General features: G+C 63.1%; 17 protein-coding genes and 1 tRNA gene. 1 reads left to right on the top strand and 17 read right to left on the bottom strand.

What is annotated here, in order from left to right:
• Positions 1-21: 21 nt before the first annotated feature.
• The 5 genes from VFZ66_14620 to VFZ66_14600 form a co-directional block, all read right to left on the bottom strand.
• Complete coding sequence (locus VFZ66_14620) at positions 22-819, bottom strand: PIG-L family deacetylase (GenBank protein HEX6290420.1); 798 nt, start codon at positions 817-819, stop codon at positions 22-24.
• A gap of 105 nt (positions 820-924) precedes the next feature.
• Entirely contained in the window at positions 925-1,848 is a 924-nt protein-coding gene (locus tag VFZ66_14615) for a HEAT repeat domain-containing protein (protein ID HEX6290419.1), read from the bottom strand.
• Between the two features lie 68 nt (positions 1,849-1,916).
• Positions 1,917-3,749: a hypothetical protein gene (locus tag VFZ66_14610; protein HEX6290418.1), complete on the bottom strand. Its 1,833-nt coding sequence runs from the start codon at positions 3,747-3,749 to the stop codon at positions 1,917-1,919.
• Positions 3,749-3,901 (bottom strand): hypothetical protein, encoded by a 153-nt coding sequence (locus tag VFZ66_14605; GenBank protein HEX6290417.1) that lies wholly within the window; start codon positions 3,899-3,901, stop codon positions 3,749-3,751. Before VFZ66_14605 ends, VFZ66_14610 begins: the two co-directional genes overlap by 1 nt.
• A 338-nt stretch (positions 3,902-4,239) precedes the next feature.
• Positions 4,240-4,539, bottom strand: coding sequence for a hypothetical protein (locus VFZ66_14600; protein HEX6290416.1), 300 nt, complete (start codon positions 4,537-4,539; stop codon positions 4,240-4,242).
• A gap of 172 nt (positions 4,540-4,711) precedes the next feature.
• Between VFZ66_14600 and VFZ66_14595 the strand changes: the two genes are divergently transcribed.
• The gene (locus tag VFZ66_14595; GenBank protein HEX6290415.1) at positions 4,712-5,455 is read left to right on the top strand and encodes an SIMPL domain-containing protein; all 744 of its coding nucleotides are present in this window, start codon (positions 4,712-4,714) and stop codon (positions 5,453-5,455) included.
• A gap of 183 nt (positions 5,456-5,638) precedes the next feature.
• Here the strand turns inward: VFZ66_14595 and VFZ66_14590 are convergent, their stop codons facing one another.
• From VFZ66_14590 to VFZ66_14535, 12 genes are all read right to left on the bottom strand, one after another.
• Entirely contained in the window at positions 5,639-6,007 is a 369-nt protein-coding gene (locus VFZ66_14590) for a roadblock/LC7 domain-containing protein (GenBank protein HEX6290414.1), read from the bottom strand.
• 366 nt (positions 6,008-6,373) lie between these two features.
• Positions 6,374-7,633, bottom strand: coding sequence for an extracellular solute-binding protein (locus tag VFZ66_14585; GenBank protein HEX6290413.1), 1,260 nt, complete (start codon positions 7,631-7,633; stop codon positions 6,374-6,376).
• Between the two features lie 125 nt (positions 7,634-7,758).
• Positions 7,759-7,834, bottom strand: a tRNA-Thr gene (locus VFZ66_14580).
• Between the two features lie 216 nt (positions 7,835-8,050).
• Complete coding sequence (locus VFZ66_14575; protein HEX6290412.1) at positions 8,051-8,863, bottom strand: succinate dehydrogenase iron-sulfur subunit; 813 nt, start codon at positions 8,861-8,863, stop codon at positions 8,051-8,053.
• A gap of 69 nt (positions 8,864-8,932) precedes the next feature.
• Positions 8,933-10,726 carry a succinate dehydrogenase flavoprotein subunit gene (sdhA, locus tag VFZ66_14570; GenBank protein HEX6290411.1) on the bottom strand — a complete coding sequence of 598 codons (1,794 nt, stop codon included), beginning with the start codon at positions 10,724-10,726 and terminating at the stop codon, positions 8,933-8,935.
• Between the two features lie 74 nt (positions 10,727-10,800).
• The gene (locus tag VFZ66_14565; GenBank protein ID HEX6290410.1) at positions 10,801-11,229 is read right to left on the bottom strand and encodes a hypothetical protein; all 429 of its coding nucleotides are present in this window, start codon (positions 11,227-11,229) and stop codon (positions 10,801-10,803) included.
• Between the two features lie 9 nt (positions 11,230-11,238).
• Positions 11,239-11,622 carry a succinate dehydrogenase, cytochrome b556 subunit gene (gene sdhC, locus VFZ66_14560; GenBank protein HEX6290409.1) on the bottom strand — a complete coding sequence of 128 codons (384 nt, stop codon included), beginning with the start codon at positions 11,620-11,622 and terminating at the stop codon, positions 11,239-11,241.
• A 296-nt stretch (positions 11,623-11,918) separates the two neighbouring features.
• On the bottom strand, positions 11,919-12,509 hold the full coding sequence (locus tag VFZ66_14555) for a hypothetical protein (protein ID HEX6290408.1): 591 nt from the start codon (positions 12,507-12,509) through the stop codon (positions 11,919-11,921).
• A gap of 184 nt (positions 12,510-12,693) precedes the next feature.
• On the bottom strand, positions 12,694-13,290 hold the full coding sequence (locus VFZ66_14550) for a Yip1 family protein (protein ID HEX6290407.1): 597 nt from the start codon (positions 13,288-13,290) through the stop codon (positions 12,694-12,696).
• Positions 13,291-13,485: 195 nt separating this feature from the next.
• Complete coding sequence (accC, locus tag VFZ66_14545; protein ID HEX6290406.1) at positions 13,486-15,261, bottom strand: acetyl-CoA carboxylase biotin carboxylase subunit; 1,776 nt, start codon at positions 15,259-15,261, stop codon at positions 13,486-13,488.
• A gap of 65 nt (positions 15,262-15,326) precedes the next feature.
• Positions 15,327-15,587, bottom strand: a complete 261-nt coding sequence (locus tag VFZ66_14540) for a hypothetical protein (GenBank protein ID HEX6290405.1) — start codon at positions 15,585-15,587, stop codon at positions 15,327-15,329.
• Between the two features lie 141 nt (positions 15,588-15,728).
• The coding region (locus tag VFZ66_14535) for a class I SAM-dependent methyltransferase (GenBank protein ID HEX6290404.1) at positions 15,729-16,363 on the bottom strand (635 nt) is incomplete at its 5' end.

Here is a 16,363-nt window from a genome sequence, read left to right as displayed (position 1 = left end):
ATCTGCGCAAAGCGCCTGGCATCAGCGCTGCGGCTGCTCGCGTCGCCAGATCCGCTCGCCGAATCTATGCTGCCCATCGCCCACGGTGGCGGCGTAGGCGGTCATCACCTGCTCCATCCCCACAGCGCCGAACAGCTCGGCAAGCTGTGAGCGGTAGGCGCGGATCGCCGCCAGCTTGCGCTCCAGTGCCGCATCGATCGCGATCGCCTCAGGCACGAACTGCTCGGATAGCGCTGCTAGGCGCTCCGTCAGCGCGTGCGGCTGCCTGGCGGCATAGGGCGCGTCTTCGTACCAGACGACATCAGCGCCCTGCTCGTGGAGCATCAGACCGGCGGCGCAGACCAGTTGATGATCGACATGCTGGCCGACGCCCAGCGGCATGTAGAGCCGCGCCTGTGGCTGCTGTGCGTGAAGCTGCGTCAGGATCGGCTCTAGCGCCTCGGCCAGCGGATCGCCCGTGACCGGCGTGCCAAAGACCGCATCGCGCGCGCCATAGTCCGCCACGCGGTACGGCGCGTCCAGCTCACCGAGATGCAGGCCAGCGCAGCCCAGGCTCGCCAGCGCCCGCCGATCCTCTTCGCGACGCAGCCCGACCGGATCGTCGCCGAGCGCCCAGGCCGAGTGGAGATACTGCGCGAATGGCGAGAGTTCGGCGCTCGCTGCTGGACGACCGGCGCAGATCGTGACGACCAGCACGGGCTGGCCCCCGTCGACCTGGAGCGCGATCCTGCCGCCACATGATAGCACCGCATCGTCAAGATGCGGCGCGATATACACATGCTCGTAGCCACGAGCGGCGGTTAGCGATTCGATCAACATAGTCTCTGTATTGAGTTCAAAGTTCAAATGCCGCAGCAAAGGGTGAGACAATAGTAGGGGCCACCCCCACCCCCGGCCTACGCTGCGCTCGCCGCCCGGCCCTTCCTAGAAAAAGCCCAGCGTATCATCGCCCAGCATCAGCTCGGCCAGCGCCTCTTCAGCCGCCTCCTGAATCATCGGATCGTCGCTGTCGGTCAGCCGTTGCAGCAGCCGCCGCGCGGCCTCGCCGCCGATCTGGCCCAGCGCCCAGATCGCCGCCTGCGCCACTTCGCTATCGTCACCCTGCGCCAGCAGCAGCAGACGCGGCACCATCGCCTCGGCCTCTGTGCCAAACTCGCCGCTGGCACGCGCCGCCTCGTAGCGCAGCGCAGGCTCGGCGCTTTGCAGCTCTGCCTCGAACACCGACAGCCAGCGCGTATCAAGGCTATGGCCCATCGCCACCAGCGCGCTCTCCTTCAGCGCGCGCCGCCCTGAGGTGTACGCCTGCCCGATCACCGCCGTCACGTCATCGCCCTCGAAGTAGCCCAGGCTTTCGATCGACCTACGTCGCACCTCGTCGGGCTGATCGAGGTTGGACGCGCTGGCGAACAGCGCGCGCCGCACCGCCGCCGCTTCGCGGGCGGGCAGCTCTTCCAGACTTGCCAGATACGCAAAGCGGCCCAGCGCCAGCGCCACCTCCGCCCGCACGGCGGAGTCGGGATCATCCGCCAGCATCGGCAGCAGCAGCCGTAGCGTGCTCAGACGCTCGTCCTCCCACAGGCCACCAACCGCCGCAGCGCGCACCTCGGCGTCGGCGTCGGACAGGAGCGTGCTGAAGACATCGCGGAAATCGAACTCGGCGTTATCCTCGGCCAGCGCGACCAGCGCGGCGGCGATCTCGCGGCGGCGAGCCAGTTCGATGCCACGCCAGGCGACCAGAAAGTCGGGCTGTGCGTCGCGGCCAATATCGCTGAGCTGCCGCAGCTCCTTATGTTGCAGTTGACGGCGGGGATCGCCCAGCCGCGCGAGAGTCGTTGCAATCGTTGCCATAGCTTTAAAGTGTAAAGGTCCAAAGGTCCAGCGCATGCACGTCTGGCCTTTGGACCCTCAGATCACGCCTACTCGTCGTCTGGTTCTTCCTCGTCTGCTTCGTCATCCACCGTAACCGCAACCGGCGCGGGCTTGTAGTAGTACGCGCCCACCGTAGCCTCGTCGGCATAGTAGGCCGGATTCTCGCCCAGCAGGTGCTCAAGATAGGCCCGCGACATCGGACGCAGCACGTTGACGGCCAGATGCAGCTCGTTGAACTGAATCCAGTACATCGGCTCTTCCTTCGAGCCAAGCTGCTCGCCGACAGCCTCGAAGACATGCTCGATCACCAGATCGGCTTTCTTGCGGTCGTTCATCGGCAGCGGCTTGATGTTGCGCAGCTTGTTGTAGCGGCGCTGGCTCGGCAGCAGATCCTCGTCGACCGCCGCGTAGTACGTCACCGGCAAGAAGACGAAGCGGTTGCGCTTTTCCTCGAAGTGCAGCAGCTTCTCTTCCACCCCGCCGATCTCTTCGTACGCGACGGTAAAGCTGGTCGGATCTTCGGTCGCCGTCAGCGTCAGCAGCGTGCCCGGCACCAGATACTCGTGGAAGAAATCTTCAAGGCCCCAGATCCAGCCGCCACGATTGGGCGTCGGGAAGCGCACCTCCGCGATATAGGTCGAGTAGTGCTGCGGCGCTTCGATGCGCAGCGTGGCGGTGCGCTGCTCGTGCAGCAGCGGCTTCGGCATCAGCGATGCAAAGGCGTGGTTGAGCGCCAGCACGCCGTACTCCCACTCGAAGACGCTCAGATAGTGGCTGACCGATCCGCCTGTCACCGCCTCGGTGTCGTCGTAGCCGTCGACCTCGTAGGCGTAGAACTGGCCCAGGTCGCTCGCTTTGACGCGCTTCGAGCCAATCGCGGGCAGGCCCTTCGCCGACCATAGATGCTGGCCGCCGGTGCCGACGAACTCAAAGTCCTTCTCGCGGCTCAGACGGTAGTTCAGGCCAAAGCGGAAGACCTCGAACGAGTTTGTGCCGGGCCGCTCCCGATACACGTCGCTGAGCACCGCAACATCGCTGACAGGCTCGCCCTGCTCGACGATGTAGTCGCGGATACGGCGCAGGTCGTTCTTGCCGAAGTTGGGCAGCGCATCCGATACGTAATAGGTTGTGCCGAAGGAGACGACGCGGCGCAGCGGATCTTCGGAGAACGCCGCCGCGACCTCGGCCTGAAGCGCCTCGCCGAACTGGGCCATCAGCGTCTCGATCGATTCCTTCAGATCGACCGCCGTGCCGTCGCTCAGGGTGATCGCGGTGTTCGGCAGGGCGGGCCGCCTGACCGGAGGCGGCGCGGCCTCAACCGGCGTGGCCTCGACCGGCGCTTCCGCCGTGGCCTCGACCGACGCTGACTCCCGCACTTCCGCTGGCTCCTCGACCGACGGAACGACGAGCTGCTCGTCGCCACTCGTCTGGCCCGCCAGCGCGCGCCAGTAGTTCGAGATCTGCACCGGCTCGACGGTGGTCAGGGGCGGGCGGACCGTGGTGACAATGTTGTTAATATCTTCGACCGGCAGTGGCCGCACCGGCTCGTACAAGCGCTGTGCGAACGTATGGCGCTTATCGGCGGGCCGCTCGCTGGAAACGCCACGCCGCGAGGTGACAATAAAAACAGTATCGTTACGCTCTTCGCGCGCAAAGATCGCCGGGTTCGCGGTGATCGCCGCCGCAAGCTGTGGCAATATCTGGTCAGGTGTAGAGTTATCTTGTTCGGCAAAAAAAGCGGCGAGATTGTCGAGCGATTGGCGAATCAGCGCATCGCGCGAATTCAATGATCCCTGGCCGGCCATAATCTCAAAAATCCGGCGAGCAAGCGCCTGCTCCTCAGCGCTTCCAGCAAATTGAAGCTGCGTCGCCAAGGCCATTAAGCCACCTCCTCAGGAAGGACGAGCTCTTTTAGAATTGCGACATAGCGCTCTGTCAGCGCCTCCAGGCTTTGGGGCTTCCCCGTCTGCCGCAGCCATTGGATCAACTGTTCAAGTCCCGTTTCGCCGACGCGAACATTACGAGCATCCATAACGCACTTTCGCTCCTCTGCCCAATTATCAAGATGATACCTGACGCTGATGGAATGTGTCTCCACACCATCACGCCACTATCACAAGACGTCTATTTCTAACGCTGCAAAGCGCAAAGGACAACAGCGCGCACCAGCGTGCTGCTCTTCTTTGCGCTCTGCTACGACATAATTATAGGTTATGGTGAACGGAAAGGCAAACGAGGCGCGATCGTCGGTTCGCGGCACCGCTCGATTGCCGCTCAGCGCAGCCTGTAAGCTCCTGCATGAGTAGGGATTCACCAGGCGAGTCGCCATGCTCCTGGCCCGTGGCGCGCGAGCGGCGAGCATCTGCCTGTTTAGCTGCCCGGACTTTTTTCATTCGGCGAGGGTGGCGGCGGTGCCGAGCTAAGCTGCGGCCCTTCCGCGTATTTTTCGGCATAATTATCGAGGACAAGCGACGCGCCTGCCTGCTGATCACCTGTCCAATCGGTCATCCCGCGCAGCGCCTGGCTGACGCTTCTCTGGATATTCGCCAGCGCTTCGGGCACCGTGATGCTGGCGGAATTGGCCGCATTCTGGAGCGCCTCCATGGTGATATTGCGCGGATCGCCATGATTATCAAATACATTCTCGCAGCCACCGCGAGTTAAGCACATACCAGCCTCCATTCAAAACACCGCTCGCTCCTCGCACAACCGCAGCCGACAGGATTGGACTCCAGCTATAGAGCTATCGCGCGGGGTAGCAAGATGAAGACCAGCAGGAACTTTCTGTCAGATCGTGACGTCTAAGGAATAACACCCACACGAACAGATTAATGGAGGAATCATGAATATGCGCTTATCGACACTTGTCGCCGCGTTTGCGCTTGCGATGCTCGCCGTTGTGATTGGCGCACTCGTCGCGGTGTGGAGCCGCCCCCAATCGATCGTGGCGGCTACCAGCACTTCCCCGGTACGGCAGATCACCGTCGTTGGCAAGGGCGAGGCCAAGGCCACTCCCGACAAAGCCAGCGTCCAGCTTGGCGTTCAAACCGAGGCCGAAACCGCCCGCCAGGCACTCACCGACAATAACGGCAAAATGCAGGCGCTGATCGACAAGCTCAAAGAGCTGGGCGTCGCCGAAAAAGACATCCAGACCAGCAACATCAGCATCTATCCCCGCTACGACGACAAAGGCCGCGATGTGCTGGGCTATCAGGTCAGCAACACCGTCACCGTCACCATTCGCAACATCAGCCAGACCGGCGAGCTGCTCGACAAGGTTGTAGATGCCGGGGCGAATAGCGTGATGGGCATCGCGTTCACCATCGATCAGCCGAGCGCCGTCGAGCAGCAGGCGCGCGACGCCGCGATCAAAGATGCGCGGGCGCGGGCCGAGGCGATGGCGCAGGCGACCAGCGCCAACCTTGGACAGGTGCTTAGCATCACCGAGAACATCGGCGCGACACCGCCGCCGGTCTACCCAATGGCGGAGCGCTCCGCGATGGCTGCCGATGCCGCAGCGGTCCCGATCCAGTCTGGCGAGCAGACGATCAACGCGCAGGTCCAGATCACCTATGAGCTGAGGTAATCCTCCCATCCTCCACACCGTCCAGGCTGACGGCAAGGAAACGACCATAGGGCACCCCAAGCTGGGGTGCCCTATCTGTTAGCGTTTGCTCTTGCTCGCGCACGATCGACGAACCATGTCGGGAAAGACAGGGGAATATGTGGGAAACACCCTACACCCCCGGCCCGACGGCGCGCTGGTATCTCAGACGAAGCGCGAGAGCTCCTGCGCCGTACGCTTCATATCCAGAAAGACCATGCCCAGCTTCGCGCGGCTATGCGCCAGCGCCGTCAACACGGCATCCTGCCCGATCGCCATCAAGATCACATAGCCTTCTTCACCACGCACGAAGACCTGATCGAGTGTACCGCGACCCAACTCGCCTGAGATTCGCTCGCCCAGCGATAGCATCGCCGCGCTCATCGCCGATACGCGATCTTCCTCCACATCCGCCGGCAAGGCCGATGCCATAATCAGACCGTCGACGCTCACGACCGCCGAGGCTTCAATATCAGGTGTATTCATCTGTAGCGCTTTGAGATGCCGGACCATCTCATCGGTTCGTGTAGCCATGTACTCCTCCGTATCGGCTCCTGGCCGGTGTACTCGCATTGGGGAAAGGCAGATTGACAGCAGTTACGCGGTGGCTTTACCGGGCCTTCGGCAGAGCGGTAGCGCAGATTTTTTGTGTGTCGGTCCACGCTGAACGCACAGACCGACACACTTCTGAATCCTTGCTGCCACAGACTCCTGCATCTAGCATGTGGCAGCCCGACCACGTACATCCTGTTACTGAAGGAACCAGGCAATTGCAGCGGTTCTTGCTGAACAGGATTGTACTATAAGCCCTTGGGGGCCAACAACTATCCTACAGGCGTCTGCGGTCCTGTCGTATGATCCCCACCTGCCACGCGGGGCATAGGACGCTCGAAGTCCGAACTAGGGGGTTGGTTTTTGGAGCGCCGCGCCCGCCGTAGCGATCGCTTCGCCGGGCGTCGCCGCGTTTGACATCACGCTCCGCAGCATATCGTTAAGCGGTCGCCAGAGGTTCGCGGCGGTTATGTCGCTCATCAAGGGCTGGGCCTCGCCAGCGGCAGCCATGACTGGCTGCATCGCATCATCGACGGCCACCTGCCGATGAACCGGCAAGACCTGACCACGGCTCCAGAGGATCTCCTGCGATGAGCGCTCGACCATGTAGCGTAGAAAATCTTGTGCGGCTGCCCGCTGCTCCGCCGAGATCACCGTGTTGATGCACAGCGCCTCCGACAGCACCAGCGCTTTGGGAGCCGCCTCAGGCGTAAGGCCCGGCAGCGGCGCGATCCCCACACTGTCCGCGCCCCAGACCTGCGCGTAGTTCGAGCGGCGGCGCAGCCAGTCGATCGCGCTCAGGACACGGCCCTGCTGCATCACCGCATCGACGGCGCTGAAGTCCGGCGACGCGATCACCTGCTCGTTCGCCTGCAAGCTCTTCAGCCACTCCAGCCAGCGCAGCGTGGCCTCCCTGCTCTGCGAGGCAAAGGCCGGCTGGCGCTGATCGTCGAGCAGCGCGCCGCCGAACACATTGAGATACGGCAAGGTTGTTTCCAGTGAGAGGTAGTAGCCCAGGCTCAGCGGTCGCTGCTCCGCCGGTTGGTCGCGCCGCGACGCATTGAGATCAAGCACCTGCTCGAACGTCGTGGGCGGCGCGTCGGTCTGACGCCGATCGTAGAACAGCGCCAGCGTATCAAAGCTGATCGGCAGGCCATACAGTTGGTCGTCGAAGCGCGTGCCGTCGAGCGCCTGGGGCAGGAGGTCGCCCAGCGCGTCGGCGCTCAGCGCATCGTCGAGCGGCGCGATATACTGGCGCTCCGCCAGCTCGCCCACATACCGCCCCATGAGCAGCACGATCTGCGGCGCTGATCCATCGGCGACGCTCAGGCTGTAGGCGCGGATAATATCTGTGGCGGGCTGCGCTTGGAGGCTGATGCGCACATCGGGATGGGCCTGCTCGTAGCTGCGGGCAAGATTGTTGAGCGCGTCGAGCTTTGCCCCCGACCAGCTATGCCAGAGCGTCAGGCGGACAACAGACGTCGGCTGCTGCACCGCAGGGTCCGGCGAAGCCACCGGCTGCCGCTGCGCGGTTGTAGCTGCACAGGCCGGAAGCAGGCAAAGAGCCGCCAGAAACACGCAGCGCAGGAGCAGGGTGAGGCGTCTCATAGCGGCATTATACCCCAGCTTCTCGGATTGAAGGCTTAGCTGCATAGCATGATTCGGATACAGGTTGTCATGGCGCGGCATCCAAAACAAAAACCTCTCGATTCAGAAGTGAACCGAGAGGTTACTGGAGCCAACAGTGGGACTCGAACCCACGACCTGCTGTTTACGAAACAGCTGCTCTACCAGCTGAGCTATGTTGGCGACGGCGCATATGATAACACAAGCGAGTCGGTTCGTCAAACCAATTGTGCCCGAACATTCACCGCCTCGCTGCGGTGTTCCAAGTTCAATCCAGGGATCAGGAGTCGGGGGTCAGGAAGTTTCAAGTTCAACGTTCAAAGTTTCAAGTTCCCTTTGATCTTTGTTGGTTCCCCTGCCCCCTTGTTCCTTTGTTCTATCGTCCCCGGCCTAGCGGCACTAGTGCCGGTGATGCCCGGCTCCATAATCGCCGTGCGCGGCGGCGGTCGCGTCGGACAGCGGCTTCGGCTTGGGCGGCGGTAGCTCGAACGCGATCCGCGTGCCGCCAAAGCCCAGGTTCTTGAGCATCACTTTGCGCTTGAGCGCCTGGATATTCTGGGTATTGAGCACCCCCTTGGGACAGTCTGTGGTGCAGTTGAAGATCGTATGGCAGCGCCAGGCACCTTCCTCGGAGCCTGCCAGCGCCAGCCGCTCCTGGGTTGCGGTATCGCGCGTATCAAAGACGAAGCGGTAGAGCCGCGTCAGCGCCGCCGGGCCGTAGTACTCGCCGTTGCTCCAGACGATCGGACAGGCCGACGAGCAGCAGCCGCACATGATACACAGCGTCGCATTGTCGATCTGCTCGTACTCCTCCGGCGACTGGCGGCGCTCCTTCTGTGGCGCTGGCGTGTCGTTGATCAGATACGGCATCATCGCCGCGTCCTTGGCAAAGAACGGGTCCCAGTCTACTACCAGATCGCGCAGCACCGGAAAGCCCGGCAGCGGGCTAACCGAGACTTCGGGCGAGTTCAGATCGCCGACACGAGTATTGCAGGCCAGACGATTGCGCCCGTTGATCAGCATGCCGCACGAGCCGCAGATCGCGGAGCGGCACGAGCGCCGAAACGTGACTGTGCCATCCTGGTACCACTTGATCTGATGCAGCGCATCGAGGACCGTCATGTCGCCCTCGACATCGACCGTGTATACCTGATAGCGCGGCGTCACGTCCACCTCAGGATCGAAGCGATGCACGCGAAATCGAACTTCCATCTAGTGCTCCTTGAGCGAGAACAGAGAACCGGTGCATTTCCTGGTGTGCTTTGTGCTCTGCTCTTTGTTCTAATACTTCCGTTCTTCCGGCTGGAAGCGCGGGCCTTCGGGGCCATACCGCACCGGCTTATAGGTCAACTGCGGGCGGCCATCCGCGCCACGGAACGCAAGCGTATGCTTCATCCATTTGGCGTCGTCGCGCTTCGGGAAATCGCGGCGGGCATGAGCGCCCCGCGACTCCTCACGGGCCAGCGCTCCCGCGACGATGCACTCCGAAAACTCAAGCAGATGCGACAGCTCAAGCACATCGACCAGCTCGGTGTTGTACTTGCGGCCCCTGTCGTCGAGCGAGATGCGCTGGAAGCGCTCGCGCAGATCGTTGATGATCCCAAGCTGCTGCGTCAGCTTGTCGGGCTGGCGGAACACACCCGCGTTGCCGAACATCGTCGCCTGTAGCTCTTTGCGAATATCGGCGTGGTTCTCACTGCCGCGACGGCTCAGCAGCTCGGCGACCTCATCCTCGGCCTGCTTCAAGGCATACGCGGGCATCGGCGCGAGGCCCCTGCCGTCCCTGGCCTCGCCGAGCAAGAAGTTGGCGATCGTCTGCCCCGTGCGCCGACCAAAGACCGTCGCCTCAAGCAGCGAGTTAGTGCCCAGCCGGTTCGCGCCGTGGACCGACGCGCAGGCGCACTCGCCTGCCGCAAAGAAGCCCACGATCACCGTATCCTGGCCGTCGATCGTCGTCACCACGCGACCATCGGCGTCGGTGGGAATGCCGCCCATCGAGTAGTGCGCGGTCGGCTGGATCGGCACCGGCTCCGTCACCGGATCGATACCCAGGTAATCGCGCGCCAGCTCGGTGATCTGCGGCAGCCGCTCGTCCAGCTTCTTCTTGCCCAGGTGACGCAGATCGAGCAGCACATAGTCGGCGTTCGGCCCTGCGCCGCGACCCGCCTCGATCTCAGCGTAGATCGCGCGCGAGACAACATCGCGGGGCGCAAGCTCCATCCGTCCGGGCGCGTAGCGCGTCATAAAGCGCTCGCCGAGGCCATTCAGCAGGTAGCCGCCCTCGCCGCGCGCGCCCTCCGACAGCAGGATGCCGTGGGAAAAGAGGCCAGTCGGGTGGAACTGCACAAACTCCATGTCTTCGAGCGGCAGCCCGACGCGGTAGGCTGCGGTAATGCCGTCGCCCGTGGAGGAAAAAGCGTTCGACGTGATCTTGAAGGCGCGACCGTAGCCGCCGGTGCCGAACATCGTCGCCTTGGCCTGGATCGTCTCGATCTGCCCGGTGCGAATATCCATCACCGTGATGCCACGGCAGATGTTATCCTCGACGACCAGCCCCAGCATATACGATTCGGGATAGACCTTGATGTCGTAGCGCACCAGCTCGCCGTAGAGCGTGTGCAGCAGCGCGTGGCCCGTGCGGTCGGCGGCGTAGCAGGCGCGGGGATTGGCGTGACCGCCGAAGGGCCGCTGTGCGATCCGGCCATCCGGCAGGCGCGAGAACGGCACGCCCATATGCTCAAGCTCATAGATCGTCGGCGCGGCCTCGCGGCACAAAATCTCGATCGCGTCCTGGTCGCCGATAAAGTCAGCGCCCTTGACGGTATCGTACATATGGATCTGCCAGTTATCCTGCGGATTCTCCTCCGAGTCCGGCACGGGCATCTGGTTTTCATCGTAGCGCACATTGCCGAGCGGCGCGGCGATGCCGCCCTGCGCCGCGCCGGAGTGCGAGCGCGTGGGGTAGATCTTGGAGACGATCGCGATGTCGGCCTGGGGAGCCTTGCGCCGAATCTCAACCGCACAGCGCATCCCGGCCAGCCCGCTGCCGACGATAATCACATCATGGGTAATCACAGCGTTTCACCTGATTTCTAGTCTGCGATGTGGCACGCGGCAGCATAGCAGCGATGCTGCGCCACGCGCAATCTTTAACGGGTCATCGGCAGATCCATGATCGCCAGCAGCGTCAGCGAGCCGTCGAAGAGCGCCACCAGGCCGACGATCAGCAGCAGGATCGTCGCCATCCGCCGAATCGCGGGGCTGGTCGACCAGTCGTAGACCACGTTGCGCACGCCGTTCAGACCATGAAAGATCGTAAAGGTCAGCAGACCAATATCGTTGATCGCGTACAGCACGGGATACAGCTCGAAGCGCCGATTGACCAGCTCGAACGTCAGACGATTACCGGTCGTCACGTCGGCGAAGTGGTTGAACCACATATGCACGGCCAGGAACAGCACCAGGCCGTACGCCGTCACCCGTTGCAGCACCCACGGAAGCGTGCCGCGCTGCGGCGCGTGGCGCACCCGCTGCGGCTGGGCAGTTACATTGCCGATGACTCGATCTTGCATTGCCATAGCTGCTTCCTATCTAGCCGCTGCCGTCGCGGGCAGGTGAGAAAACGTCATGACCGCCGAGAAGAAGAGCACGCCAAGGGTGACGGCAAGCGCGATCCAGAAGAGCTGCCGCTGATTGCGCAGGCCCCAGCCCGCATCGAAGGCCAGCAGCCGGATACCGTTGAGCGCATGGAAGAGCACCGCTGCTACCAGCAGCAGATCCATCACTTTCCAGAAGGGCGTCTGGAAGACAGCGAGCGCTTCGTCGAAGGCTTGCGCGCTGCGTTGGGCAGCCCGCAGATCGTAAATGTGCAGGAGCAGGTACGCACTGAGCGCCAGCCCCGACAAACGATGCAGCAGCCAGGCCAGCATGCCCACGCCGCCCCGGTAGCGATCCGCAAAGGTTCGATTCACGACGAAACTCCTTTCAACCCAGCATCTGCAACGAGCGATTCTAAGCGCGTTCCCCCACGGCAAGATCCACAGCGAACAGCGCCGAAAGATGCTACCTCCGGTTCCGAGTTTCAAGCTTCGAGTTCCGAGTTCATCGAACGTTGAGCTTTCGTCCCCGGCCTCTCGGCGCACGAGCGCTCTCTTCCGCAAGCGCAAAAAAGAAGCGGCTTGCGAGATTCGTTCGCAATTGCCGCTTCCATTATAGCGCAGATCACTGTAGGCGTTACGCCTGCGCCGCCGCCCGAAGGCCACCACCGCTACTGCTGGCGGTTCGGATCGTTCGAATCGTAGATTCGCGCGCCGCCCTCATCGCCTGACGTGCTGGGCGGATTGCCGAAGGGCTGGTTCGGCTGGTAGCTGCCAGCGGGAACATAGTCCGCCGTGGTGGGGGTGCCCTTCCACATCATGCCGCCGATCGCGCCGCCGATCAGCATCAAGATAAAGTTGATGATGCCGCACATGAACCCCGCGATGCCGAGGCCGAGGCCCAGAAAGCTGCCTACGTCAACATCGCCGACCTCAGGATTCTGTTGGGCCGCCTGCTGCAAACCCTGACTGATCGCATCCTGAAAACCAGGAATATATTGCACCAGCAGGAATACGAGGACGCTCCCGATCAGCACAACAGTTCCGGCAATTGCACCTGCCGTGAGCCCGCGCCCGGTGCCCTGGCCCGGTCCCGCGCCTGTGGTCTTGGCCCCGGTGTAGCCCGCACCCCAGCCGAGCGCGATCACGGAGCCGAAGCCGAGGATCATATTGACACATGGGATCGGAATCAGGAAACCGCCAAGAAACGCCAAGACCGCGGCAAGACCAAACACTAATCCAGCGCGCACAGTTCCCGACATCTTTACTCCTCCTTGTATGAGCTATGCAGCCATCTGTTCTTGCAGAGCTTTGGGCCTGCGGCAGCAGCGAAGATATCCTGACCAATCCAGGACCGCTCCACCGCAGGGCCGCTCAGACGACCGCGTAACTCCTCGTGCTTAAAGATAGGGGGAGATCTGCGATCTCCCTGCCATCAGCATCCGATTAACCACCGCTCGTGGCAGCATTTATGACGAACGGCGTGATCACAATTGCAGCAATAATTAAGCCGACGACCCACTGCGCCAAGATTGCGGCGACAACCGCGATGATCGCAGGGGTTTGACCGAGGTTCATGCTGGAGCGTGACGCGAGATAGCCCAGGTAAAGCTGGTACACATACGCCGCCAGGGTCACTGGCAGAAGCAGACAGTTGAGGCCGGGAATCGCCGATACAATCCCGGTGATTGCCAGCAGCGGCGCGGTATAGAGCGCGCAGGTGTAGAAGACCTCGTCCTGCGAGCCGGTGCCGCCCTGCTGCTTGCCGACGAAGTACAGCACGAAGGCAAAAACGGTAAATCCGAGGAGCGTGGTGAGCAGACCTGCAATCAACCCCCCGATAGCAGCCGCAACGCCGGTGAAAATGAGGTTGAAGATGAAGCCGACGATACCGGCCAGCGCGGCGGCAACGCCGACATAGATCAGCGCGTCGCGCATTCCGCCACGCCGTTCGTACTGCTCGAATGTCGAAACGCTGGGCCGGGTGAGAACGACGATGCTGCTGTTGATCATCTCCGACAACGAACTCGTGGACGTGTTCATGGTGGCCTCCTGGTGAACACTACGTGGTGAATATACGTCTTCCGCAGTGGTGGGTTGCGGTCGTACGTCATGTGTGGGTGCCTGGGTTGGTTGGGTATCGGCGGCTGGGACCAGCGCGAAGATGAGCACCAGCGATCCGTCCGATCGCCGCTCAGCGGGTGCTGCGCACGGCTGGACGTACACAGCCGCGCGCCGTTATTCGAGCGTCGCCAGCGTCTCACCGGCCTGTACCGCCGCGCGCTCCGCTACGCGCACCTCTTTGATCGTCCCGGCGCGCGGCGCGGTGATCTCGTTTTCCATCTTCATCGCCTCGACGACAAAGAGAACATGCCCAGCCTCGACCTGCATGCCCGGCTGCGCGCGAACGGCCACGACCGTCCCTTGAATCGGGCTGAGCACGGCGTTCGGATCGGCGGCGTGAGCTTGCTTCTTGGCTGGCGCTCCACGGCGGGGACGCGCCGCAGCGGACGCGCCGTTGCCGGAGGCTCCGGCTGGAAGATCGGGCTGCGCCACGCGCACCTGGAAGCGGCGTCCGTTGACCTCCACGTCGAATGTCCGCGTGCTGCTGGCCGTCGCCGCTCCATCGTCGGCCATGACCGGCCCTTGCGGCTGCGCCAGCGCCTTGAGATCGGCCTCGGCGATATGCTGCCCGATGAAGCGAACCGTCGCCGCGCCGCGCTCGAAGGCCGGGTGCTGCATTACCTGCCGGTGGAAGGGGATCGTCGTGCGCACGCCGCCGATCGTGAAATCGTCCAGCGCGCGGCGCATGCGGGCAATCGCCTCGGCGCGATCCTGGCCCCACGTCACCAGCTTTGCAACCAGCGAGTCATAGAACTGCGGGATCGCCACACCTTCGGTGTAGCCGCTATCCACGCGCACACCGAAGCCGTGCGGCTCGCGGTACTCGCTGATCAGCCCCAGCGATGGACGGAAGCCATCGGCGGGATCTTCGGCGTTGATCCGGCACTCGATCGCATGGCCGCGCAGCTCGATCTCGTCCTGGGTCCACGGCAGGCGCGCGCCCTGCGCCACCGCGATCTGCCACTTCACCAGATCGATCCCCGTCACCTGCTCGGTGACGGTATGCTCGACCTGGATGCGCGTGTTCATCTCCAGAAAGTAGAACTGCCCATCCTCGAAGAGAAACTCTAGCGTGCCCGCGCCGGTATAGCCCACGCGCTGCGCCAGCCGCACCGCTGCCGCGCCCATCGCGGCGCGAATGTCGGGCGTGATCGCGGGCGACGGGCTTTCCTCGACGAGCTTCTGGTGCCGTCGCTGGATCGAGCAATCGCGCTCGCCCAGATAGAGCACGTTGCCGTGCGTGTCGCCGAGAATCTGGATCTCGATGTGACGCGGATCGGTGATGTATTTCTCGACATAGACCTCGTCGTTTTTGAAGTACGCCGCCGCCTCGCGCCTGGCGCTCTCGAACGCCGCCTGCACCTCGCCGGGCTGCGTCACCACTTTGAGGCCACGACCTCCGCCTCCGGCGCTGGCTTTGATCGCGATCGGGTAGCCAAACGACTCGCCGAGCCGCTGCACCTCGTGCGCCGTTTCGACCGGCTCCGTCGTGCCGGGCACGATCGGCACATCTGCCGCGATCGCCTCGTTGCGCGCGGGCACTTTGCCGCCCATGCGATCCATTGCCTCCGGCGTCGGCCCGATAAAGACCAGCCCGGCCTCGCGGCAGGCGCGCGCGAAGTGGGCATTTTCGGCCAGAAAGCCGTAGCCCGGATGAATCGCGCCTGCGCCCGCGCGCCTGGCGACGCTGATGATCGTCTCGATCTGGAGGTAGCTCTCGGTGGCCGGGGGCGGCCCGATCAGATACGCATCGTCGGCGTAGCGCACATGGAGCGCGTCCCGGTCGGCCTCGGAGTAGACCGCGACGGTCCGCAGGCCAAGCTCCTTACACGCGCGCATCACCCGTAATGCAATCTCACCGCGATTGGCGATAAGGACAGTTGAAAACAAGCTGGACTCCCAACCAATGCAAGAAGAAACAACGGACGGATTGAGAACCTGAGCCGTCTAGCGGCCTACAGGCCCACGATCCCATAAAGGCCGCTCGTGCCCCGGCGTAGTCGCTCGATCGTGTTCCAGCGCGGCGGCGTGGTTAGCTTCGTGGGCTGCAAGCTCTGCACCGACAGCTTCGCGGCAGCCTGCCAGCCGCTCTCAGCCGCCTGATCGGCGGGCGCTGCCTGCCCTTCTGCGCTAAGGTAGGATTGTACCGCAATAATCGCCGCAACGATCTCGTCGGGTGATTGACGGTCGGCGCTGGCGAGTGGCTGAGTCTTCACGGCTGGCTATCTCCATCACCGATACCGGGTCTGATCGCGAGCATCGGACGAAGCAAAGCGGTTGGATGCGGCTATTATATGCGAGTAAGCGAAATCAGCGCAACTACGCGCCCTCAGGCCGGAGGATGAATGAACAAAGGCTTAAACGGCTTGCTCCCCTGTGGCTTGTTCTCGCTTCTTCCCCTTGTTCCCTTGTTCGTTTGTTCCTTTGTTTCCATGACTTGCCAGCAGCGTGATCGCCACGACACGCCAGCGCCACTGTGCCAGCCGCCCCAGGCCTGCCCGCTCGAACCATGTGTCCAGCGCTGGCAGCGGTGGAAACGCAACACCGCCAGGGACTAAGACGCGCTGCACGATCCGCCCCCAGCGGCTCTGCGCCTCCACCAGATTCATGCAGAAGAAACGGCCTCCGGGCTGGAGCACCCGCTGAATCTCGCGCAGCGCCGCCTGCTGATCGCCGATCTCGTTGAGCGAGCCGCCCATGCCCACGCCCGCCGCAACGCCATCGCCAATCGGCAGCGATTGCGCGGATGCGCGAATATACGAGATCCGCTGCCCGCGCTGTCGCGACAGGCTGCGCGCCTGGTGCAGCATCGGCCACGCATGATCGACGCCCACAACGATCGCGCCCGGCACGGCCAGGGCACGCGCGTACAGCCCCGCCGAGCAAGCCACGTCCATGTACATCTGGCCGTCGCGTGGCTGCACCAGGCCGCGCAAGAGCGTCAGCTCTTCCCGCAGCGGAAAAGCCCGACCGGAGAGCAGGCTCAGCGAGA

The organism is Herpetosiphonaceae bacterium (genome assembly GCA_036374795.1).
GTDB lineage: Bacteria > Chloroflexota > Chloroflexia > Chloroflexales > Kallotenuaceae > LB3-1.
Note: the sequence above shows the minus strand (reverse complement) of the source record. Positions and strands in the feature narration are given on the sequence as shown.